This window comes from Burkholderia sp. Bp9012, from assembly GCF_003853825.1.
GTDB lineage: Bacteria > Pseudomonadota > Gammaproteobacteria > Burkholderiales > Burkholderiaceae > Burkholderia > Burkholderia diffusa.
Map to the genome: position 1 here is coordinate 16,233 of NZ_QTQA01000008.1, position 22,101 is coordinate 38,333.

The window sequence follows — 22,101 nt, forward strand, 5'->3', positions numbered from 1 at the left end:
GCCATCAAGGGGAAGTGAAAGTGAAGCTGAAGGTATCGCACGTCGCGCTGGCCGCTGCCTGCGCACTGTCGGGCGCACACGCCATCGCCGCCGACGTCGTCAAGATCGGTTTCGCCGCACCGCTGACGGGGCCGCAGTCGAACTACGGCACGGACATGCAGAAGGGCGTGCAACTCGCGATCGCCGATTTCAACGCGACGCATCCGACGATCGGTGGACAGCCGGTCACGTTCCAGCTCGACTCGCAGGACGACCAGGCCGACCCGCGCACCGGCACGACGGTCGCGCAGCGGCTGATCGACGACAACGTCCGCGGCGTCATCGGCCATTTCAACTCGGGCACGAGCATTCCGGCGTCCGACCTGTACGATCGCGCGGGGCTACCGCAAATCTCGATGGCGACGTCGCCGCAATACACGGCGCGCGGCTACAAGACGACCTACCGGTTGCTGACGAGCGACGCGCAGGCCGGCCGCATCGTCGGCTCGTACGCGGTGAAGACGCTGCGCTTCAAGCGCATCGCGATCATCGACGACCGCACGGCCTACGGCCAGGGCATCGCCGACGAATTCGCGAAGGCCGTACAGGCCGCGGGCGGCACGATCGTCAAGCGCGACTTCACGAACGACAAGGCGCTCGACTTCTCGGCGATCCTGACCAACCTGAAGGGCATCAACCCCGACGCGATCTTCTACGGCGGCGGCGACGCGCAGTCTTCGCCGATGATCCGCAAGATGCGCCAGCTCGGGATGAAGTCCGCCTTCGTGACCGGCGAGATGTCGCGCTCGCCGACGTTCCTGAAGGTCGGCGGCGACGCGGCCGAAGGCGCGATCGTCTACATGGGCGGGCTGCCGAAGGAAAAGATGCCGGGCTTCGCCGGCTACGCATCGCGCTACAAGGCACGCTTCAATGAGGACGTCATCACCTATTCGCCCTACTCGTACGACGGCACGATCGCGCTGCTTACCGCGATGAAGAACGCGAACTCGACCGACCCGAAGATCTATACGCCGTATCTCGGCAAGGTGTCGATCAAGGGCGTGTCGGCGCCGAGCATCGCATACGACGCGAAGGGCGACCTGAAGGATGCGCCGGTGACGATCTACAAGGTCGAGCACGGCGCGTTCAAGCCGGTCGATACCATCGCCGGCAACTGATCGCGCAGTCCCTGTCACGCGCGGCGCGGCATGCGGGTCACCCGTCTGCCGCGCCGCGTGCGTTTCGGTTCGACGAAGTCCGAAGCATTCCTCGGCGCGGCACCGCGCGCGCGCATTTCGCGCTCCTGTAGAATCCCCCCACCCGCTTTGACGCTTCGTCTGCGTCGTGCCCCATCCCGGTGCGACGGTGCGTGTCGCGTGCCCCATCCGGCGCTCGGCACACGCTCGACGACGCAAGCCGCGCCTTGCCAGTCCATGCCGATAGCGGGTTCTGGAGACGCAGCACCGACAACAACATTCGAAAACCGATCGTCCTGACCATGCAAGCTTCCGAATTGAGCGGCGTGCCTCGCGCCGCCGAACGCGCGCTCACGCGCAGCGACTATAAAACTCTTGGCCTTGCCGCACTCGGCGGCGCCCTCGAGTTCTACGACTTCATCATCTTCGTGTTCTTCGCACCCGCGATCGGACAGCTGTTCTTCCCGCACGACATTCCCGACTGGCTGCGCCAGCTGCAGACTTTCGGCATCTTCGCGGCCGGTTATCTCGCGCGTCCGCTCGGCGGCGTGATCATGGCGCACTTCGGCGACCTGTTCGGCCGCAAGCGGATGTTCACGCTGAGCGTGCTGATGATGTCGGTGCCGACGCTGCTCATGGGCCTGCTGCCGACCTACGACTCGATCGGCATCCTCGCGCCGGTGTTGCTGCTGCTGTTCCGCGTGCTGCAGGGCGCGGCGGTCGGCGGCGAAGTGCCGGGCGCATGGGTATTCGTGTCGGAGCACGTGCCGTCGCGCCACATCGGCTATGCGTGCGGCACGCTGACCGCGGGCCTCACGGCCGGCATCCTGCTCGGCTCGCTGGTCGCCGCCGGCATCAACAGCCGTTACTCGGGCGCCGAAGTCACCGCATTCGCCTGGCGCATTCCGTTCCTGCTCGGCGGCGTGTTCGGCCTGTTCTCCGTCTACCTGCGCCGCTGGCTGCACGAGACGCCGGTGTTCGCCGAGATGAAGGCGAAGAAGGCGCTCGCGGCCGAGATTCCGCTGAAGGCCGTGCTGCGCGACCACGGCCGCGCGGTGATCGTGTCGATGCTGCTCACGTGGATGCTGTCGGCGGCGATCGTCGTCGTGATCCTGATGACGCCCGCGCTGCTGCAGAAGCAGTTTCACCTGACGCCCGCGACCACGCTGTTCGCGAACAGCATCGCAACGCTGTGCCTGACGGCCGGCTGCATCACCGCCGGCTCGCTCGCGGGCTGGATCGGCGCGAAGCGCGTGCTCGGCATCGGCGGCCTCGTGCTGGCCGCGTGCTACTACCTGCTGTTCGCGCAGGTCGCGGCCGACGCGTCGACACTGCCGCTGTACTACGGGATTGCCGGCTTCACGGTCGGCACGATCGGTGCGGTGCCGTTCGTGATGGTCAAGAGCTTCCCCGCGGTCGTGCGCTTCTCGGGCATCTCGTTCTCGTACAACGTCGCGTATGCGATCTTCGGCGGCCTGACGCCGGTAATCGTGTCGCTGATGATGAAGTCGAACCCGCTCGCGCCGGTCGTGTACGTCGCGACGATCTGCGTGCTCGGCGCGATCGCCGTGCAGTTCTCGAAGGATGCGAAGGACCTGAAGGACGCACGCTGAACGCCGGCGCGCACGCGTCGGCCGGATGAACAAAGGGCCGAATCCCGCTGCGTGCGGGATTCGGCCCTTTTGTTTTGCTTCAGCGCAGCGCGCGACGTGCGTGCGTCGCGCCGTTCAGCCCGGTTCGACTCAGCGCAGCGCGCCGTACGACGAACTCGGCCGGCGCAGCGCGTCGATGCTCGCGCCGCCCGCACCGGTCACGAACAGCAGCAGGAACCCGCCGGCGATCGCAACGTTCTTCCAGAAGTGGATCACCATGTCGTGCTGGACCGCGGCGTCCGTCGCATCCCAGAAATTGTGTCCCACCATCGCGGTCGCGATCGTATAGAACGCCATCAGCAACGCGAGCGGCTTCACCTTGTAGCCGACGATCAGCAGCAGGCCGCCGAGTGCCTCGATCGTGACGACGACCGGGCCCATCACCTGCGGATAGGGCACGTTCAGCCCATGCAGATAACCGATGAAATCGCTGTAGCCGAGCAGCTTCATCACGCCGCCCCACAAGAACAACGCCGCCAGCGCCAGGCGTGCGAAAAAAATGACGCCGGAATCGACGGAACGCGTCATGCCTCTCTCCTCGTATGCAGTTCGGCCGTCCGCGCGGGGCGTGCCCGTGCGGTTCGGCGCCGCGCGGCCCTGTCGGGCCCGCGGCAAATGGGCCAGCATAGAGGGTCTTTTCGCGGTGTCCAAGAAAAAGGTTGTAGCAAATCTTTACGCTGCGGCGGCGACGCAAGCATGACGGCGCCATGAAGAACGACGCCCGGCCGTCGCCGCGAATAAAGGGAACAGGCCCTAACCGGCGTCGCTCAACAGCACGCCTTTCTTGAACAGGAAGCAGCCGTAGCCGCGCAGTTCGCCGGTGACGATCACCGCATACGCCTGCTGCGCGCGCTCGTAGAACGCGAATCGATCGACGCCCGCGAGCGGCACGGCGCGCCCTTCCGCGCGATCGATTTCGGCCTGCACTTCGCGCTGCACGGGCGGCACCGCGGCGGGGTCGCCGACCACTTCCATCCGCCACGCGGGCGTATCGACGAACGTGTCGAGCGGCAGCACGGACAGCACCGCGCGCGCGACGCGCGCCGAGTCGGCGCCGTCGATGCGCAGCGCGCGGCCGACCACCGTGTGCTCGGCGACGGACTCCGCGGGAAAATTCGCATCGCAAATCGCCACTTCATCTCCGTGGCCCATCGCGCGCAGCGTGTGCAGGATGTCGGCGTGCAGCAGAGGATCGAGATTCTTCAGCATGTGGGCAAATCTCCGGGATCGGGAACGAATTGCATAAGTTACCCGATCCCGGCGACCACCGGGCGTGCATCGCTCACGTCACGATGCCGCGGCCGGCATTTCGTCGATGAAACCCGTGACCGACTTCAGGCGGCCCGACGCATCGACGGTGCCGAAATCCGAACCCTTCACGATCGCCGCGCCGTCGGGCGACACGAGCGCCCACGAGAAGCGCAGGTGCTGGCCGAAGCCGTCGACGTCGGTCGTGCGGCGGAACCGGAACGCGGGGAAGCGCGCCTGCACCGCGGCGATCATCGTGTCGATGCCCGCGTGGCCGTCGCCGGCCATCAGCGGATCGCGATAGGCCGCGTCGCTCGCGTAGGTCGCATCGATCAGCGCGCGCCGGCGTGCGACGTCGGGCTCGTTCCAGGCGTCGAAATAGCGGTCGATCAGGTCGGCGTGAGCGGACTGGACGGTTTGGGCGGTGTTCATGCGAGGCTCCTGGTCTGGATGAAGGAAGGACAGCGCCGCGGACGTTTCGTGTTCGCGTGCCGTCATCGTCACCTGCCTCGCATGGGCGGTCGATTACGTTCGAGGTAAGGAAATCGCGCCGCCGCAATCAAGAACGGGCGCTCGAAGGCGCCCGCATCGTCTGCCATCGCAACCGCGCGTGTCAGGTCACCGGCGCCGGGTTGAACAGCGTCAGCGCATTCGCGAGCTTCCATTGCTCGGCCCAGGTGCGGCGCTTGCCGCTCGCGACATCGAGCATCAGCCGGAACAGCTCCCAGCCCACGTCCTCGATCGAGGCCGCGCCGGTCGCGATCTGCCCCGCGTCGAGATCCATCAGGTCGTGCCAGCGGCGCGCGAGATCGCTGCGCGTCGCGACCTTGATCACCGGCACCTGCGCGAGGCCGTATGGCGTGCCGCGGCCGGTCGTGAACACGTGCAGGTTCATCCCCGCCGCGAGCTGCAGCGTGCCGCAGATGAAATCGCTCGCGGGCGTCGCCGCGTACAGCAGCCCCTTCTGCCGCGCCCGATCGCCGGGCCGCACGACGCCGGCGATCGGCGCGCTGCCCGACTTCACGATCGAACCCATCGCCTTCTCGACGATGTTCGACAGGCCACCCTTCTTGTTGCCGGGCGTCGTGTTCGCGCTGCGATCGACGCGGCCGCGCTGCAGGTAGCGGTCGTACCAGTCCATCTCGCGGATGATTTCGCGGGCGACGTCCTCGTTCGCCGCGCGCGACGTGAGCTGCGCGACGCCGTCGCGCACTTCCGTCACTTCCGAGAACATGATCGTCGCGCCCGCGCGCACGAGCAGGTCGGCCGCGAAGCCGACCGCCGGATTCGCGGTGAGCCCCGAGAACGCGTCGCTGCCGCCGCACTGCACGCCGACGACGAGATCGGACGCCGGGCACGTCTCGCGACGGCGGCGGTTCAGCCGCTCGAGGTGCGATTCGGCCATCTTCATGATCGAGTCGATCATCGAGTTGAAGCCGACGTGCGCGGCATCCTGCAGGCACACCACGCCGCCGTTGTCCGTCGCGCCGTCGGCCGCCAGCGGAATCGCGCCGGGTGGCAGCAGGCGCTCGGGCTGCAGCTTCTCGCAGCCGAGGCTCACCGTCATCACCTCGCCGCCGAAGTTCGGGTTCAGGCTGATGTTGCGCAGCGTGCGGATCGGGATGTCGGCATCGGGCGCATCGATCGCGACGCCGCAGCCATACGTGTGCTCGAGCCCGACCACGTCGTCGACATTCGGGTAACGCGGCAGCAGTTCGTCCTTGATCCGCTTCACCGCATGCTCGACGACGCCCGACACGCACTGCACGGTCGTCGTGATCGCAAGGATGTTGCGCGTGCCTACCGAACCGTCCGGATTGCGGAAGCCCTCGAACGTATAGCCTTCGAGCGGCGCCAGCGGCGGCGCGGCACGGGTGGCGAGCGGCAGGTTGTCCAGCCCCGGCGGCTCGGGCATGCGCATCGTGCGCTCGTTGACCCAGCTGCCGCGGCGCAGCTCGGTGAGCGCGTAGCCGATCACGACGTTGTAGCGGACGATCGGGTCGCCGGCCGCAAGGTCGACCAGCGCGACCTTGTGCCCTTGCGGCACGCCTTCGCGCAGGGTCAGGCCGTCGGCGAACGTCGCGCCCTCGGGCAGGCCGCCGTCGTTGACGACGATCGCGACGTTGTCGTCGGGATGCACGCGGATATAAAGCGGGGAAGCAGTCATCGGAATTCCTGGAAGGCCACCAGTCAAATCGTTAGTCATCATACGACATTCAACACCAACCGGGATGCTGAGTAAACCCTTATCCGGAAAGACCCTAACCCCCGCCCGCCAGCAAATCGCTTGCGTCACCTTTTGCCTCGTTGTACGATGACATACAACGACATCGCCAATATGGCTCGGATGCCGTACCCGACGAACCCAGCACTCGCGCTAGACGGACGACCCAACCATGACTTCACCGCAAGAACTCAAACAGATCATCTCCCACGGCCTGCTGTCGTTTCCGCTGACGGACTTCGACGCGGACGGCAGCTTCCGCCCGACCACCTATGCCGAGCGTCTGGAATGGCTGGCACCGTATGGCGCGACCGCGCTGTTCGCGGCCGGCGGCACCGGTGAATTCTTCTCGCTCACGCAGCGCGAGTATTCGGACGTGATCCGCGTCGCGACGGAAACCTGCAAGGGCAAGGTGCCGATCCTGGCCGGCGCCGGCGGCGCGACGCGCGTCGCGATCGAATACGCGCAGGAAGCCGAGCGCCTCGGCGCGAGCGGCGTGCTGCTGATGCCGCACTACCTGACGGAAGCCAGCCAGGAAGGCATCGCCGAACACGTCGAGCAGGTGTGCCGCGCGCTGAAGATCGGCGTCGTGGTGTACAACCGCGCGAATTCGAAGCTGAACGCCGACATGCTCGAGCGCCTCGCCGATCGCTGCCCGAACCTGATCGGCTTCAAGGACGGCGTCGGCGAAATCGAGAGCATGGTCACGATCCGCCGCCGCCTCGGCGACCGCTTCGCGTATCTCGGCGGCCTGCCGACGGCCGAAGTCTACGCAGCCGCGTACAAGGCGCTCGGCGTGCCGGTGTACTCGTCGGCCGTGTTCAACTTCATCCCCAAGACGGCGATGGCGTTCTATGAAGCGATCGCGAAGGACGACCACGCAACGGTCGGCCGCCTGATCGACGAATTCTTCCTGCCGTACCTGAATATCCGCAACCGTCGCGCGGGCTACGCGGTCAGCATCGTGAAGGCGGGCGCGAAGCTCGTCGGCCATGACGCTGGCCCGGTGCGCGCGCCGCTCGTCGACCTCACCGACGCCGAAATGGCCGAACTGGACGTGCTGATCAAGAAGATGGGCCCGCAGTAAGCGCGTACGGCCGGCGCGGCGTCTTCAATGGCACCGCGACCGGTTTGTTGCCCGTGTTGCATCGCGGCCGGCACCTGCCGGCCGCGGTCGTTTGCAGCGGCGGCCATGCCACGCATCCCGTCGTCGCGATGCGCGCGGTCACATCTGCGCGATGACGCCGATGATCCGGTGACGCACGTTGCCGAGCTTGATCCGGGTCGCCTCGATCTGCCCTTGCGCGCCCGCACGCACGCGTGCGTTCGACTCGTCACCGAGAATCTGCCCCAGCACGTCGCGATCGACGACCGCATCGAAGAACCGGCCGACCGTGATCGTTGCCGACTGCTTCGCGGTCAGAAGCGCGCTGTTGGCCTGCATCAGCGCTTCGGTGCGCAGGCCCTGGTCGTGTTCGTCGATGCCGCGGCGATGCTCGAGCGCGAACACCAGCGCTTCCATGTCCTGTCGGAAACGGCGCACGGCGAGGCCGAACATGAGCGAATGCGCGTCGGAGCCGGTAACGGGCCGCCCCTGGTTGATGGTCACGTCGAATTCGCTGCCGCCCAGGTCGCGCTGGAATTCCAGCAACGCATTCGCGAGCACGCGCCCTTCGCTGTACTGGCCGATCCGGCTGCGCACCGAATGCGCAACGTCGCCGATCGCCTTCCACAATCCGGCGGCGAACAGGTGGTCGCCGCGCTTGCTGATGTTCATCGGATGGTTCCCGCTTGGAATGTTGTGATCTCTCAGGCCCGCCTGCGGGCCGTGCGGCCCGAGGCCCCGCTACTGTAGGAGAAATTCCGGTGACGCGGAAGCCATCATGAAAAAAGCGGAGGCAGCCAGCCGGCCGCCCCCGCTTTCATTCCTTCAGCATGCGGCCCGGCTTCGCGCCGCGCCGCCGCACCGTCACTCCGCCTTCCCGTCTCGCAGCCGCGGAATGCCGAGCGGATTGCTTTCCTGCAACCCCTCCGGCAGCAGGTCGTCCGGGAAATCCTGATAGCACACGGGCCGCAGGAAACGCTCGATCGCGGTCGCGCCGACCGACGTGACGGCCGGGTTCGACGTCGCCGGGAACGGCCCGCCGTGCACCATCGCGTCGCACACTTCGACGCCGGTCGGATAGCCGTTGACGAGCAGGCGCCCGGCCTTGCGCTCGAGGATCGGCAGCAGGCGGCGAGCGAGCGGCTTGTCGTCGGCGTCCATCTGAAGCGTGGCCGTCAGCTGGCCCTCGAGTGCGTCGAGCACGCGTGCGACTTCGTCGAGATCACGGCAGCGCACGATCAGCGATGCCGGCCCGAACACTTCGTGGCTGAACGCCGGCTCGGCCAGGAACGCCTGCGCGGCGACTTCGTACAGCGCGCCGCCTGCCTGGCATTCGGTCTGCGCCGCCTCGCCCGCGCCGATTTCGCGCACGCCCGGCAGTTCGGCCAGCTTGGCGCTGCCATTGCGATACGCGTCGGCGATGCCGCGCGTCAGCATCACACCGGCAGGCTTCTTCGCGAGCGCCTGCGCGGCGACGGACTCGAAGCGGTCGAGGTCGGGACCGTCGACCGCCAGCACGAGGCCCGGGTTCGTGCAGAACTGGCCGGTGCCGAGCGTCAGCGAATCGACGAAGCCGGTCGCGATCGCGTCGCCGCGCGCGGCCAGCGCGGCCGGGAACAGCACGACCGGGTTGATGCTGCTCATTTCCGCATAAACAGGAATCGGCTGCGGGCGCGCGTTCGCGAGCTGCACGAGCGCCATGCCGCCCTGCCGCGACCCGGTGAAGCCGACGGCCTGCACCGCCGGATGGCTGACGAGCGCCGCGCCGATCACACGGCCGGGGCCGATCAGCAACGAGAACACGCCGGCCGGCATCCCGCATTGCGCCACCGCGGCGCGAATTGCGCGGCCGACCAGCTCGGACGTGCCGAGGTGCGCCTCATGGGCCTTCACGATCACCGGGCAGCCGGCCGCGAGGGCCGACGCGGTATCGCCGCCGGCCACCGAGAACGCAAGCGGGAAGTTGCTCGCGCCGAACACCGCGACGGGCCCGAGGCCGACCTTCTGCAGCCGCAGGTCCGAACGCGGCAGCGGCGTGCGTGCGGGCTGCGCGGGATCGATCGACGCGGCGAGGAAGCGCCCGTCGCGCACGACGCGCGCGAACAGCCGGAGCTGGCCGACGGTGCGGCCGCGCTCGCCCTGCAGCCGCGCGGCGGGCAGCCCCGTTTCGGCGTGTGCGCGCTCGATCAGCGCGTCGCCGAGCGCGACGATCTGGTCGGCGATCGCTTCGAGAAACGCCGCGCGGGCCGCGAGCGGCTGCGCGCGGTACGCATCGAAGGCGTCGCGTGCGAGTTCGCACGCGCGCTCGACGTCGGCCTGCGTCGCGACGCCGAAGGCCGGCGCATCGATCGGTGCGCCCTTCGTCGGGTCGAACGCGTGCAAGGTACCGGCCGAGCCGGCTACCGCTTCGGCGCCGATCAGCATCTCTCCAGTCAGTTGCATGGGGTGTGCTCCGTGTTTCGGGAATGATGGTTCATTGTAGCTCAACAGATACGATGTCTGCTGACAGCATTTCATAAATCGTGCCGCCCGTCGATCTTGCCACACCATGCATGAATCCCTTATTGATTCAGCTTTTGCCCACATTTTGACCAATTTGCATGGCGCCTCAAGGGAAAACCCGAGGTTTCTGAGCGCGACCAACCCTCATAAACTTCCACCCATGTTATACGACGACGTACATTAAAGTGCCCAATCAAACCGCTCCTCGCGATCTTCCGATCGACCTTGCGCGCACCGCGCGCCGCACCGCCGTGCGCTACTGGATCCTGGCGATGCTGTTCGTCGTCACGACGCTCAACTATGCGGACCGCGCGACGCTGTCGATCACCGGCACGCCGATCCGCAAGGCTTTCGGCATCGATCCGGTGACGATGGGCTACATCTTCTCGGCGTTCAGCTGGGCGTACGTGCTCGCGCAATTGCCGAGCGGCTGGCTGCTCGACCGCTTCGGCGCGCGCCGCGTGTATGCGACCAGCATCTTCCTGTGGTCGGCGTTCACGCTGCTGCAAAGCACGATCGGCCTCGGCGGCAGCGCCGCGTTCGCGGTGACCGCGCTGTTCGTGATGCGCTTCGCGGTCGGCATCGCCGAGGCGCCCGCGTTTCCCGCGAACGCGAAGGTCGTCGCGAGCTGGTTCCCGACCGCCGAGCGCGGCACGGCGTCGGCGATCTTCAATGCCGCGCAGTATTTCGCGGCGGTGGTGTTCTCGCCGCTGATGGCATGGCTCACGCATGCGTACGGCTGGCACCACGTGTACCTGTGGCTCGGCCTCGCCGGCATCGCGCTCGCGTTCCTGTGGCTGCGCGTGATGAAGGATCCGGTCGACCATCCGGCGGTGAACCGCGCGGAACTCGAGCACATCGAGCAAGGCGGCGGCCTCGTGCGCACCACGGACCGATCGACCGGGGCGCGCGGCGCCGGCGCGGGATCGGCATCCGGAGGCCGCCGCGTCGCGGGCTGGTACTACGTGCGCCAGCTGCTGTCGAACCGGATGCTGCTCGGCGTCTATCTCGGCCAGTACTGCGTGAACGTGCTCACGTATTTCTTCCTGACGTGGTTCCCCATCTACCTCGTACAGGCGCGCGGAATGTCGCTGCTGAAGGCCGGCTTCATGACGTCGCTGCCGGCGATCTGCGGGTTCCTCGGCGGCGTGCTCGGCGGGATGCTGTCGGACATGCTGATCCGCCGCGGCGTGTCGCTGACGCTCGCGCGCAAGATCCCGATCGTCGGCGGAATGCTGCTGTCGATGGTCATCATCGGCTGCAATTACGTCGACAGCGAAGCGCTGGTGATCGTGCTGATGGCCGTGTCATTCTTCGGCAAGGGAATCGGTTCGCTCGGCTGGGCCGTCGTCGCGGACACCGCGCCGAAGGAAGCAATCGGCCTGTCGGGCAGCCTGTTCAACATGTTCGGCAACACGGCCGGCATCGTCGCGCCGATCGCGATCGGCTACCTGGTCGGCGCGAGCGGCTCGTTCAACGGCGCGCTCGTGTTCGTCGGGCTGAACGCGCTCGTCACGGTGCTCAGCTATCTCGTGATCGTGAAGGACATCAAGCGCGTCGAGCTGCGTCATCGCGACGCGTGACCTTCGGCGGGAATGGCGGGAAAACGACGGCGGCCGCGCATGAGCGGCCGCCGTTCTTACATCGCTCAGGCTGCAGAATGGGCGACGCGCAGCATGTCATGCACGCCGGACGTCATCAGCGCGAGAAACGCGAGCAGGCCGACGTAGAAAAGCGCGTAGGTCGTCTTCGTCTCCACCGACGTCGTGTAGTACGCGCGGTTCTCCGGCGCGTCGGGATCGTAGCGCCAGGCACGTTTCAACTGCGGCAGCGCGAGGATCGCCATCACGATCAGGAGCGGGCTCGGCCGATACGCGAACAGCGCGATCAGCACGGGCACGCCCGCGAACCAGATGCGCGGCGACAGCACCGCCGTGATGCGCCCGCCGTCGAACGGCGACAGCGGAATCATGTTGAACAGGTTCAGGAAGAAGCCCGTATAGGCGAGCGCGAGCAGCAGATTGCTGTCGTAGTGCCGCGCGGCCGCGTAGCAGGCCAGCGCGCCGAGCGTGCCGACGAACGGCCCGGCCAGCCCGACGTACGCTTCGGTTTCGGCGTCGTGCGGCATCTCCTTCAGCTGGATCCACGCGCCGACGAACGGAATGAACGTCGGCAGCCCGACGTCGAGCCCGCGCCGCTGCGCGGCCACGTAGTGACCGGCTTCGTGGACCAGCAGCAGCGCGACGAAACCGGCCGCGAAGCGCCACCCGTAGAACAGCGCGTAGACGGCGATCGACGCCAGCATGGTGCCCGCCGACATGAGCACCTTGCCGAGCTTCAGGCCGCCGAAGATCAGCAGCAGCAGCTTCGTCATTCCTTGCGCTCCGTGCCGGACACGGCGGCTGCGTCGGTTGCATCGGCGACGACCGGCACGGCGGCCGGCTTCGGCTTGCGCCCGAAGAAGCGCTTCAGCGCCGCGCCGCCCGCCAGCAGCGCGACCGCGCCGATCTTGAAGAACTTCACGGCGAACGCGCCGATCAGCGCGAGCAGCCCGAGCTTCTTCGCGCCGACGCCGACGATCAGCGCCGCGAGCCCGTACTCGGCGACGTGGTCGGTCGACTTGTTGAAATCGGCATAGCGCTTGCCGTCGTTGAAGCGGATGTTCGCGAGCAGGCCGTCGGCCGAGGCCTTGTACTTCGGCAGATCGGCGAGCGTCGACGCCATCGTCAGCGACAGGTAGCCGTCGCGGCCGAGCACGAGCGTCCGGTAGTTCACGCCGTCGCTCTCCGCGTTCGCGGCCGCGCCCTTGTCGCGGATGATCGCGGACCACACGAGCCGGTGCGTGGCGGCGTCGTACGCGGGCGCCTGCGCCCAGCCGACCACCTCGGTCTCGGGCAGCCCGCGCTCCTTGCGCGCCGGGTTGTTTTCCTCGGTACCGGCCTGCAGGCTCTTCAGCAATTCGTCGGGTTTCCAGTCCTTCGCGTCGTCGTCGCGGATGTAGCCGCTCGGCTCGAAGGACACGACCGAGATCCAGTCGGCGTCCGGGTCCTCGGGCAGCACGAGGCCGACCAGCTTCGATTCGTCGATCGAGTTGCCCATCGAGCGCAGGTAGCGGCCGGCTTCGGCGGCCGGCACGAACGATTCGCCTTCCTTCAGCTTCAGCACGGCTTCGTGCTTGACGTCGATATCGGCCGGCCCGTTCACGACGGCTTTGTTGGCGGCCGCGGCGGCGGCCCTCATTTCGACCTGCGCGGCTTCGGTCTGCGCATGGCCGCTGGTTGCGGCGAGCACGAGCATCGCCACGCAGGCGACGCGGACGGCGAGTTTTTTCATTGTTGGATTCCCCTGGAATGCCTTGTTGTGAATGTGCGCGGCATCCGGCCCGGGGCGTTGTGGTCGCGGGTCCGGCACCGCCTCTCAGGTGGCACGGGGGCTATGGTATCGCAGCGTCGGGGCCGCGCCGGGCACGAAATGCGGGGGCGGAAGGACGCCGCGGGCGGCCGCGAGCGGAGTCGGCGATGCACACCCGATACACATCGATCCGGAATGCTTACGTCGCAGGTAATGTCCGGGGCGCGCGGGATTGCCTATCATCCTCGTCATGAACTCGACCGCTGCCCTTCAATCGCTCCCCCCGTCAGCCGGCCGCGCGTCCGGCATCGGCTCGCTGCTGCGCACCTGGCGTCAACGCCGGCGCCTTAGCCAGATGGCCCTCGCGCTGGAGGCCGAGGTGTCCGCGCGGCACCTGAGCTTCGTCGAATCGGGGCGGGCACAGCCGAGCCGGGAGATGGTGCTGCATCTCGCCGAGCGCCTCGACGTGCCGCTGCGCGAGCGCAATGCGCTGCTCGTCGCGGCCGGCTATGCGCCGCTGTTTCGCGAGCGGCCCTTCTCCGATCCGCAGCTCGATGCGGCGCGCCACGCGGTCGAAGCCGTGCTGCGCGGCCACGAGCCTTACCCGGCACTCGCGGTGGATCGCCACTGGACGCTGCTCGCCGCGAACCGGATGCTCGGCGCGCTGGTCGCGCAGGCCGATCCGGCGCTCCTGCAGCCGCCCGTCAACGTGCTGCGCCTGAGTCTGCATCCTGACGGCCTTGCGCCGCAGATCGTCAACTGGCACGAATGGCGCGCGCATATCCTGCACCGGCTGCAACGGCAAATCGACGCGAGCGGCGACCGCACGCTGCACGCGCTGCGCGACGAGCTCGCCGCCTATCCGGCTCCGGCCGGCCAGCCCGACGATTTGCACGCGCGCACCGATTTCGCGGATATCGCCGTGCCGCTTCGGCTGCGCTCGGCGAGCGGCGAGCTGACGTTCTTCAGCACGACGACGGTGTTCGGCACGCCGGTCGACGTGACACTGTCGGAACTCGCGATCGAGGCGTTTTTCCCGGCGAATCCGGAGACGGTGGATGCGATGCGGGCGCTGGCGGACGCGCTGCCGGCGCAGTAACGCCACGACAACACAGACCAGGCGGTTTCGACGCACGGATACCTGCGTCGAGTGGACGGCCTGCAAGCGAAGGTCGATGCCGCCGGTCGCGTGAGCAAATGCGTTCGGGCAGCGTCGCCCTCTCCTCGTCACCGGCCCGCCCGTGATCATCGGGCAACCGGCTGCTCGGCGCGGGGAATCCCTTGCCGTTTACTCATGCACACCCCCGAACGAATGTCCGCCGAAACATAGCGTTCAGCGGCTGCGGCAAACATGTGCGCCACTCAAACCCATCAAAATGCGTCGTCGCGACCCGAGCTTCGGATTCGCGAAGTTTTTGACGTAGCCGTGACGAAAGCAAGCAAGTAACCGCAATCCGTGCCCGGCTCCCGTCGCGTCGAGACCGACGAATTTTCAATTTTGTTAGTAGACCTTTCATTTTTACAGATCGAAAAATCGATGCCTGTCACGAAAGAGACACGAACGAATCGATGCGACCGGGATATCGCGAGCGGAGCCATGCAAACCGCAACACGATTTTTACATCGAGCTCAGGAAAACAAATGAACAAGCATCAACGAGGGTTGGGAAATTCCGTACAACGCGCACCGCGCAAGTCGAAGGTCGCGCTTGCCGTCACGGTCAGCGCAGCCATGGCCGCATTCGCCGTTTCCGCGCCCGCGCGAGCCGACTATGTGCAGAACGGCACGTCGACCGAAACGTCGGCGGGCTGCGTCGGCAACATAGCCATTTCGGGCAGCAGCACGTATCCGGCCGCGGCAACCGGCTGCGACAACATCGCGATCGGCACGGCGGCCGTCGCGAATTCGGGCTCGTCGACCGGCGCCTATAGCGAGACCGTCGCGATCGGCCGCATGGCGGCCGCGACCGGGACGTTCGCGACGGCCGTCGGCGGAAACGCCGTGGCAACCGGGGACCAGGCGACGGCGATCGGGACGGCTTCGGGCGCGGTTGGCACCCAGGCCACGGCGGTCGGTAACGGCGCGATCGCGAACGGCGCGACGGCGTCCGCCTTCGGTCAGGGCGCATTCGCCGTCGACCAGTCGACAGCGGTCGGCCAAAGCGCGAGCGCCACCACGACGTTCTCGACCGCCGTCGGCAAGGGCAGCATTGCAGCGGGCGGTACGGCCCTCGGCTTCCAGGCAAATGCCGGCGCGGCCGATGCGGTCGCGCTCGGTGTCGACAGCTCGGCATCCGCGACGGGCAGCGTCGCCATTGCCCGTGCGACGGCCTCCGCCGTGAACGCGGTCGCCATCGGCGAAGGGGCGAACGCCGCCGACGCGAATTCCGTCGCACTGGGTTCGAATGCGACCACGCGCGCCTATACGACCGTCAACAGCGTGGCGCTCAACGGCGTGACCTACAGCGACTTCGCGGGCACGCCGGTGGGCGTGGTCAGCGTCGGCAGCGCGGGCGCCGAGCGTCAGATCGTCAACGTCGCGGCCGGGGCAATCAGCGCGACCAGCACGGATGCGGTGAACGGCTCGCAGCTCTTCTCGATCGCCAATCAGGTGTCGACGCTGACGACGGACCTGGCCAATCTCACGACGACCGTCGGCAAGATCTCGTCCAGCGTCCCGAGCGGCTCGGTGACGGACCCGACGGACACCGCGATCGGCCCGAATACGTCGGTCACCGCGGCGAACGGCACCGCGGTCGGCAACGGCTCGAACGTCTCGGGCGACAACGGTACTGCTGTCGGCGTCAATTCCACGGTCACCGCAACGAACGGAACGGCCATTGGTACGAATTCGAAGGTCACGGCGGCAAACGGAACGGCAATCGGCACGGGCTCGAATGTGTCCGGCACGGACTCGACCGCCATCGGCACGAACAGCCGGGCCACGGCGAACAACGCGGTGGCGCTGGGCGCGAATTCGGTTGCCGATCGGGACAACACGGTGTCGATCGGTTCGCCCGGTGCCGAGCGTCAGTTGACCAACGTGGCGGACGGCACCGCGCCGACGGATGGCGTGAACGTGCGCCAATTGAACGGGGCGATCAACTCGGTGCGCGAGGAAATGTCGAAGTACCGCAAGGACGCGAACGCGGGCACGGCGAGCGCGATCGCGATGGCGAACCTGCCGCAAGCCGTGCTGCCTGGCGAGAAGGTCGTCGCGCTCGGCGGCGGCACGTACGGCGGTCAAAGCGCCATGGCGGTCGGCTTGTCCGTTGCGACGACGAAATGGCTCGTCAAAGGCTCGGTCACGACGGCGGTATCGGGTCACGGCTCGTTCGGCGCCGGCGCGGGCGTCGGCTACCGCTGGTAATCGGGCTGCGGCCGCGACGCGTCAGGACGCTGTTCCTGACGCCGGGCGGTCAGCCATCGGCGCCACGGCGCAGATGGCTGACCGTCGTCACGTATACAGCGACGCCTGCGGCAATTCCCCCGTCAACGCGAACCGGCCGACGTCGCGCAGCCGGTAGTCGAGCGGATCGTGCAGCGTATGCGTGCGCGCGTTGCGCCAGAAGCGGTCGAGGCCGAGCGACGCGGCCGTCGCGCGCGCGCCGCACGCATCGAACAGCGCCTCGCCATTGTCGAGCGCCGCGCGCTGCGCGACGATCTTCGCTTCCGACACCGCGAGCGCCACTTCGGCACGTTCGTCGGCCGTCAGCGCGTCGCGCCGCGTCCATGCGCGCTGCAACGCGACAGCCGCGCGATCGGCCAGCGACGCCGCCGCAACCGCCTGCACGCGCATGTTGCCGAAGCGCTGCAGCGTATAGGGATCGTCGCCCGCCTGCGCGACGCCCGAGTTGATCCACGGCCGGCCGTGCGCCAGCACGTATGCGCGCGCCTCGGCCAGCGCGCCCTCCGCAAGCCCGACGAACAGGTTCGTCAATACGAGCTGCGACACCAGCGTGCGCAGCGTCGCGCGCGGCGTCGGCGGCGTCTCGGACCGGTGCAGCACGTCGTCCGGCGCGAGCGTCACGCCGTCGAAGCGCACGCTGCCGCTGTCGGTCTGGCGCTGACCGACCGGATCCCAGTCCTCGTTGACCGTGATTCCGTCGCGATCGGTCGACACGACGCCGAATACGGCGCGGCCCGTTTCCGGATCGTGCGCGGAGACGGTCATCCGCTGCGAGCCGCGCGTGCCCGAGCAGAATCCCTTCACGCCGTCGAGCCGGTAGCCGCCGTCCGGCGTCGCGGTCGCCACCAGCCGCGTGTCGAGCGGGTTCACCGCATTGCCCCACCACCAGCGATGCTCGACCGTGCCGCGCAGAAAGCGTTCGCGCTGCGCCGCACTGCCCCACACGTCGACGCTCACCACCTGCAGGATCTGGAACCCGACCAGATGCGCGAGCGCGCTGTCGACGCGCGCGACCTGCCGAATCGCGTCGTAGATCGCGGGCCACTCGGCTTCCTGTCCGCCGAATTCGCGCGGGACCGCGAGCGTCAGCAGGCCTGCGTCGGCGAGCCGCTGCTTCTCGTCGACCGCATGACCGCCAGCGCGGTCGCGCGCGACGGCCGTCGCACGCAGCGCGTCGATCGCACGCGCCAGCGCATCGGCGTTGATCGCGCGTGCGTCGGCGTCCGGCGCCAGCTTCGCCAGGTTGCCAGGATCGTTCATGCGACGGCTTCCTGTGCAAGCGATGCGTGCGCAACGGCGTCGTTCGACAGCGGCACCAGCGCGCCAAGCTCACGGCCGGTCAGCCGCGACAGGATCTCGCGCCGCCAGTCGTCGTAGATCGCGCGGTATTCGGCGATATCGGCACCGAACACGTGCGCGGTATGCGCGTATTCGTCGTGCAGATAACCGTCGAGCCGTGCCTGCGTTTCCTCGTCGGCCGCGATCACGCGATCGATCAGCACCTCGCGCTCGGCGGCCGGCAGCGTCTTCAACCTGTCGAACCACCACTGGACGATCTGCACGCGATGCCACTCCTCGTCCGGGCGAATCCGGCTCTCGCCATGCTCGCGCATCGCGCCGTCGGCGATGCGGCCTGTCTTGCGCTGGATCCACAGCTTCGCGAGGATGTGCAGTTCGTAATGCCATTCGAACGCGAGAAAGCCCGCGACATCGCGCACCGCGATATCGCCGATGCGTTCCCAGTGCGCAGCGACGAGCCGCTCGACTTCCGGCAGCGGATCGCGGCCGGTCAGTTGGGTCACGCGTTCGCGACCAATCACGGCGTGCGCGCCGTCGTCGCCGAGCTGACGCGACAGGATCAGCTGGAAGTGCGGGTCGTCGCGGAACAGCGTGTCGATCGCCTTCGCGACGACCTGAACGATGAACAGGTCGTGCGACGCCATCTTCGTGTAGTAGTCGGCGACGGCGGCCAGTTCGTCTTCATCGCGCGGCTCGCGCGGCGGTGTCGCCAGCTTGTCCGGGAAGGCGGAACGATGACGTCGCGCGACGTCCAGAAACAGCGCTTCCTCGAATTGTCCGTTCCATTCGCGCGGCGCGCCGGTGGGTAAGGTCATGGGTATCGTTCTCTCAGGGTCTTCAATGAAAAGAGCCGGCGCTCGTGGCGCCGCTCAGGTACGCCGGGTCACGCGTCGGACCAGGCGGTCGCCCGTGATTTGCACGGCCGAAACGAGTGCGATCAGGATCACGATCACGGTCACCATGACGGTGGTGTCGAAGCGCTGATAGCCATAGCGGATCGCGAGATCGCCGAGCCCGCCCGCGCCGACGGCGCCCGCCATCGCGGTCGAGCCGATCAGCGCGACGACGGTGATCGTGAAGCCGCCGAGCATGCCGGGCAGCGCCTCCGGCAGCAGCACGTGCCACACGATGTGACGGCGTTTCGCGCCCATCGCGAGCGCGGCCTCGATCAGCCCGCGATCGACTTCGCGCAGGCTCACCTCGGCAATCCGCGCGAAGAACGGAATCGCGGCGATCGACAGCGGCACGACGGCCGCCCACACGCCGATGGTCGTGCCGATCAGCACGCGCGTGAACGGCAGCAGCGCGACGAGCAGGATGATGAACGGCGTCGAGCGGAACACGTTGACGAGCGCGCCGAGCACCGCGTTCACGCCGCGCCGCGCGTAGATGCCGCCGGGCGCGGTCGTCACCAGGATCACCGCGAGCGGGATGCCGATCAGCGCGGCGATCGCGGCCGACGCGGCGACCATCGACAGCGTGTCGCGGATCGCGTCGAGCAGTTCGGGCCACCAGAGTTCAAACATAGCCGAGCACCTCCGCGTGGTTCGCGTGGCGGCGCGCGCGTTCGAGCAGTGCCGCGACCGCGCCGCCGCGAGCCGACGACTGGCCGGCGTCATCCGCGCGCGGTGTGGCCGCGATCACGAGCCGCCCCTGCGCATGCCCCTGGATCCGGTCGATCCCGCCGTGCAGGAAACGCACCGAGCCGCCGAGCGCCGCCGCGAGCGCGCCGACGTCCGGCTCGCCGCCGCTCTCGCCCGTATAGCGGACGTCGAGCACCACCTGCGCGCCGTCCGGCAATGCGGCCTGCTCGGGCAACGGCCGCACGCGCGCGGCCAGTTCGGCCGGCAGGTCGTGCACGATCGTGCTGAGCAGCGCACGGGTCGCGCCGTGGCGCGGATCGCCGAACACGCGCCACACGGGGCCCGTTTCGACGACCTCCCCCTGTTCGATCACCGCGACCGTGTCGCACACCGCGCGGATCACTTCCATCTCGTGCGTGATCAGCACGATCGTCAGCCCGAGGCGGCGGTTGATGTCGGCAAGCAGCGCGAGGATCGACTGCGTCGTCTCCGGATCGAGCGCCGACGTCGCCTCGTCGCACAGCAGCACCTCGGGATCGTGCACGAGCGAACGGGCAATGCCAACGCGCTGCTTCTGCCCGCCCGACAGGCTGGCAGGATATGCGTCGCGCTTCGCGGTCAGCCCGACGAGTTCGAGCAGCGCCTCGACCTTGCGCACGCGCTCGGCCTTCGGCACGCCGGCGATCTTCAGCGGCAGCGCGACGTTCTCGAACACCGTCTTCGCGGACAGCAGGTTGAAATGCTGGAACACCATGCCGGTGCGACGCCGCAGCGCGACGAGCCCATCCTCGTCGAGCGCGCCGACATCGACGCCCTGCACGCACACGCGGCCCGAACTCGGCCGTTCGAGGCCGTTCATGAGCCGCAGCAACGTCGACTTGCCTGCACCGCTGCGGCCGATGATCCCGAACACCTCGCCGCGCCGCACGTCGAGCGTCACGTCGCGCAGCGCGGCGGCCTGGCCGCGCGGCGTCGCGAACATCTTGCCGACGTGCGCGAGCGACACGGCGACTCCGTCAGCACGTCCGGCCGCTTCGTCAAGCGCCCCATGTGCGTGCGCGCCAGCGCCGGCCCGCACGGCCGAAGCCTCGATGAAACCCAGCGTATCGAACAATTGCGTCATCGCTTCGCTCCGTCACGTTCAGGCATGCGCGGGATGCGCGGGTTCGGGCACGGCGGCCGGCCGATGCTGCGCGCCGGTGTGCCACGCCGGCAGGCGCGCACCCGCGCCGAACAGCTTCTCGCGCAGCGTCGGGGCGGGATCGTAGTCTTCCTTGTAGATGCCGCGGTTCTGCAGTTCCGGCACGACCCAGTCGACGAAATCCTCGAACGACTCGGGCATCACGGTGCGCGTCAAATTGAAACCGTCGATGCCCGTCTCGTCGATCCACGACTGCAGTTCATCCGCGACCTGCGATGGCGAACCGACGATCGGCGCATAGCGACCGCCGAGCGACATCTGTTCGAGCATCCGGCGCACGGTCCACGTGCCGGTCGTGCTCTTGCGCGAGATCGCGTCGACGGCCGACTGGATCGAGTCGGTCTTCACGTACGAGATCGGCTCGTCGAGGCCGTACTTCGCGAAGTCGATGCCGGTCGAGCTCGCGAAATGCGCAAGGCCGGCTTCCGGGCTCGCGTAGCGCCGGTATTCGTCGAACTTCTCGCGCGCGAGAAGTTCGGTCTCGGCCGTGACGACGCTCACGCCGGCGAAAATCCTGATCGACGCCGGGTCGCGGCCCTGCCGTGCGGCAGCCGCGCGAATGTCGAGCGCGGCCGCGCGCGCGGCGGCCTTGCTCTGCCCGTTCACGAACACGCATTCCGCATGTCGCCCCGCGAACTCGACGCCGCGCGCGGACGAGCCGGCCTGGTACAGCACCGGCGTGCGCTGCAGCGACGGCTCGCTCAGGTGAATCGCGTCAACCGAATAGAACGGCCCGTCGTGCTTCACGCGCCGCACCTTTCCCGGCTGCGCGAACACGCGCGCGTGCGCATCGCGGATCACCGCGTCGTCGTCCCAGCTCTGTTCCCACAGCTTGTAGACGACCTCCATGTAATCGTCCGCGCGTTCGTAGCGGTCGTCGTGGCCGATCTGCTGCGCGAGGCCCATCCCGCGCGCGGCGCTGTCGAGGTAGCCGGTCACGATGTTCCAGCCGATGCGCCCCTTCGTCAGGTGGTCGAGCGTCGACATGCGGCGCGCGAACAGGTAAGGCGGCTCATAGGTCAGGTTCGCGGTCACGCCGAAGCCGAGATGTTGCGTGACCTGCGCCATCGCGGGCACGAGCAGCAGCGGATCGTTGACGGGCACCTGCACGGATTCGCGCAGCGCGGCGTCCGGGCCGCCGCCGAACACGTCGTATACGCCGACGATGTCCGCGAGAAAGATCCCGTCGAACTTGCCGCGTTCGAGCGTCCTCGCGAGATCGGCCCAGTAATCGAGATCGGTGTAGTGCGCGGAGCGGTCGCGCGGATGCGTCCACAGCCCGTGGTTGATGTGCCCGACGCAGTTCATGTTGAACGCGTTGAGCAGGATCTTTTTGCGGTTCGCCGTCGTCAT

The 22,101-nt window shown here is 67.8% G+C and carries 19 protein-coding genes; 6 read left to right on the forward strand and 13 right to left on the reverse strand.

Features of this window, described 5'->3' with window-relative positions; genetic code table 11:
• The first annotated feature begins 20 nt into the window (after positions 1–20).
• Together DIE11_RS12550 and DIE11_RS12555 are read left to right on the forward strand one after the other, a co-directional pair.
• Entirely contained in the window at positions 21–1,157 is a 1,137-nt protein-coding gene (locus DIE11_RS12550) for a branched-chain amino acid ABC transporter substrate-binding protein (RefSeq protein WP_124624182.1), read from the forward strand.
• Positions 1,158–1,477: 320 nt separating this feature from the next.
• Positions 1,478–2,788, forward strand: a complete 1,311-nt coding sequence (locus tag DIE11_RS12555) for an MFS transporter (protein ID WP_124624186.1) — start codon at positions 1,478–1,480, stop codon at positions 2,786–2,788.
• A gap of 129 nt (positions 2,789–2,917) precedes the next feature.
• On the opposite strand, the gene DIE11_RS12560 is transcribed toward DIE11_RS12555, so the two are convergent.
• The 4 genes from DIE11_RS12560 to garD all read right to left on the reverse strand — a co-directional run bounded on the left by DIE11_RS12560 (position 2,918) and on the right by garD (position 6,242).
• Positions 2,918–3,355 carry a DoxX family protein gene (locus tag DIE11_RS12560; RefSeq protein ID WP_124497162.1) on the reverse strand — a complete coding sequence of 146 codons (438 nt, stop codon included), beginning with the start codon at positions 3,353–3,355 and terminating at the stop codon, positions 2,918–2,920.
• Positions 3,356–3,580: 225 nt separating this feature from the next.
• On the reverse strand, positions 3,581–4,036 hold the full coding sequence (locus DIE11_RS12565; protein ID WP_124624189.1) for an RbsD/FucU family protein: 456 nt from the start codon (positions 4,034–4,036) through the stop codon (positions 3,581–3,583).
• A gap of 78 nt (positions 4,037–4,114) precedes the next feature.
• Positions 4,115–4,507, reverse strand: coding sequence for a nuclear transport factor 2 family protein (locus DIE11_RS12570; RefSeq protein WP_124624192.1), 393 nt, complete (start codon positions 4,505–4,507; stop codon positions 4,115–4,117).
• 181 nt (positions 4,508–4,688) lie between these two features.
• Entirely contained in the window at positions 4,689–6,242 is a 1,554-nt protein-coding gene (gene garD, locus DIE11_RS12575; RefSeq protein WP_059599109.1) for a galactarate dehydratase, read from the reverse strand.
• A gap of 229 nt (positions 6,243–6,471) precedes the next feature.
• On the opposite strand from garD, the gene kdgD reads away from it, so the two are divergent.
• Complete coding sequence (gene kdgD / locus DIE11_RS12580; RefSeq protein WP_059680382.1) at positions 6,472–7,386, forward strand: 5-dehydro-4-deoxyglucarate dehydratase; 915 nt, start codon at positions 6,472–6,474, stop codon at positions 7,384–7,386.
• A gap of 138 nt (positions 7,387–7,524) precedes the next feature.
• Here kdgD and DIE11_RS12585 read toward each other — a convergent pair whose 3' ends face one another.
• Positions 7,525–8,076 (reverse strand): hypothetical protein, encoded by a 552-nt coding sequence (locus DIE11_RS12585; RefSeq protein ID WP_124624195.1) that lies wholly within the window; start codon positions 8,074–8,076, stop codon positions 7,525–7,527.
• A gap of 192 nt (positions 8,077–8,268) precedes the next feature.
• A complete protein-coding gene (locus DIE11_RS12590) occupies positions 8,269–9,846 on the reverse strand; it encodes an aldehyde dehydrogenase (NADP(+)) (protein ID WP_124624198.1) in 1,578 nt (525 codons plus the stop codon).
• Between the two features lie 245 nt (positions 9,847–10,091).
• Here DIE11_RS12590 and DIE11_RS12595 point away from each other — a divergent pair, with 245 nt between their 5' ends.
• Positions 10,092–11,489, forward strand: a complete 1,398-nt coding sequence (locus DIE11_RS12595; RefSeq protein ID WP_124624201.1) for an MFS transporter — start codon at positions 10,092–10,094, stop codon at positions 11,487–11,489.
• Between the two features lie 65 nt (positions 11,490–11,554).
• Here the strand turns inward: DIE11_RS12595 and DIE11_RS12600 are convergent, their stop codons facing one another.
• Entirely contained in the window at positions 11,555–12,280 is a 726-nt protein-coding gene (locus tag DIE11_RS12600; RefSeq protein WP_059508586.1) for a site-2 protease family protein, read from the reverse strand.
• Positions 12,277–13,239 (reverse strand): DUF2167 domain-containing protein, encoded by a 963-nt coding sequence (locus DIE11_RS12605; protein WP_124624204.1) that lies wholly within the window; start codon positions 13,237–13,239, stop codon positions 12,277–12,279. The genes DIE11_RS12600 and DIE11_RS12605 overlap by 4 nt, the downstream gene beginning before the upstream one ends.
• A gap of 268 nt (positions 13,240–13,507) precedes the next feature.
• Here DIE11_RS12605 and DIE11_RS12610 point away from each other — a divergent pair, with 268 nt between their 5' ends.
• Both DIE11_RS12610 and DIE11_RS12615 read left to right on the forward strand, forming a co-directional pair.
• Positions 13,508–14,356, forward strand: a complete 849-nt coding sequence (locus tag DIE11_RS12610) for a helix-turn-helix domain-containing protein (protein WP_124624207.1) — start codon at positions 13,508–13,510, stop codon at positions 14,354–14,356.
• Positions 14,357–14,898: 542 nt separating this feature from the next.
• Entirely contained in the window at positions 14,899–16,626 is a 1,728-nt protein-coding gene (locus DIE11_RS12615; RefSeq protein ID WP_124624210.1) for a YadA family autotransporter adhesin, read from the forward strand.
• An 87-nt stretch (positions 16,627–16,713) separates the two neighbouring features.
• Here DIE11_RS12615 and DIE11_RS12620 read toward each other — a convergent pair whose 3' ends face one another.
• Genes DIE11_RS12620 through DIE11_RS12640 form a run of 5 tightly spaced genes read right to left on the reverse strand, consistent with a single transcriptional unit; the run spans position 16,714 to position 22,101 of the window.
• The gene (locus DIE11_RS12620) at positions 16,714–17,925 is read right to left on the reverse strand and encodes an acyl-CoA dehydrogenase family protein (RefSeq protein ID WP_124624213.1); all 1,212 of its coding nucleotides are present in this window, start codon (positions 17,923–17,925) and stop codon (positions 16,714–16,716) included.
• On the reverse strand, positions 17,922–18,779 hold the full coding sequence (locus DIE11_RS12625; RefSeq protein WP_124624216.1) for a hypothetical protein: 858 nt from the start codon (positions 18,777–18,779) through the stop codon (positions 17,922–17,924). The genes DIE11_RS12620 and DIE11_RS12625 overlap by 4 nt, the downstream gene beginning before the upstream one ends.
• A 54-nt stretch (positions 18,780–18,833) precedes the next feature.
• Positions 18,834–19,490 (reverse strand): methionine ABC transporter permease, encoded by a 657-nt coding sequence (locus DIE11_RS12630; RefSeq protein ID WP_047902352.1) that lies wholly within the window; start codon positions 19,488–19,490, stop codon positions 18,834–18,836.
• Complete coding sequence (locus DIE11_RS12635) at positions 19,483–20,670, reverse strand: methionine ABC transporter ATP-binding protein (RefSeq protein ID WP_124624219.1); 1,188 nt, start codon at positions 20,668–20,670, stop codon at positions 19,483–19,485. The genes DIE11_RS12630 and DIE11_RS12635 overlap by 8 nt, the downstream gene beginning before the upstream one ends.
• 18 nt (positions 20,671–20,688) lie before the next feature.
• Positions 20,689–22,101 carry an LLM class flavin-dependent oxidoreductase gene (locus tag DIE11_RS12640; RefSeq protein ID WP_059599096.1) on the reverse strand — a complete coding sequence of 471 codons (1,413 nt, stop codon included), beginning with the start codon at positions 22,099–22,101 and terminating at the stop codon, positions 20,689–20,691.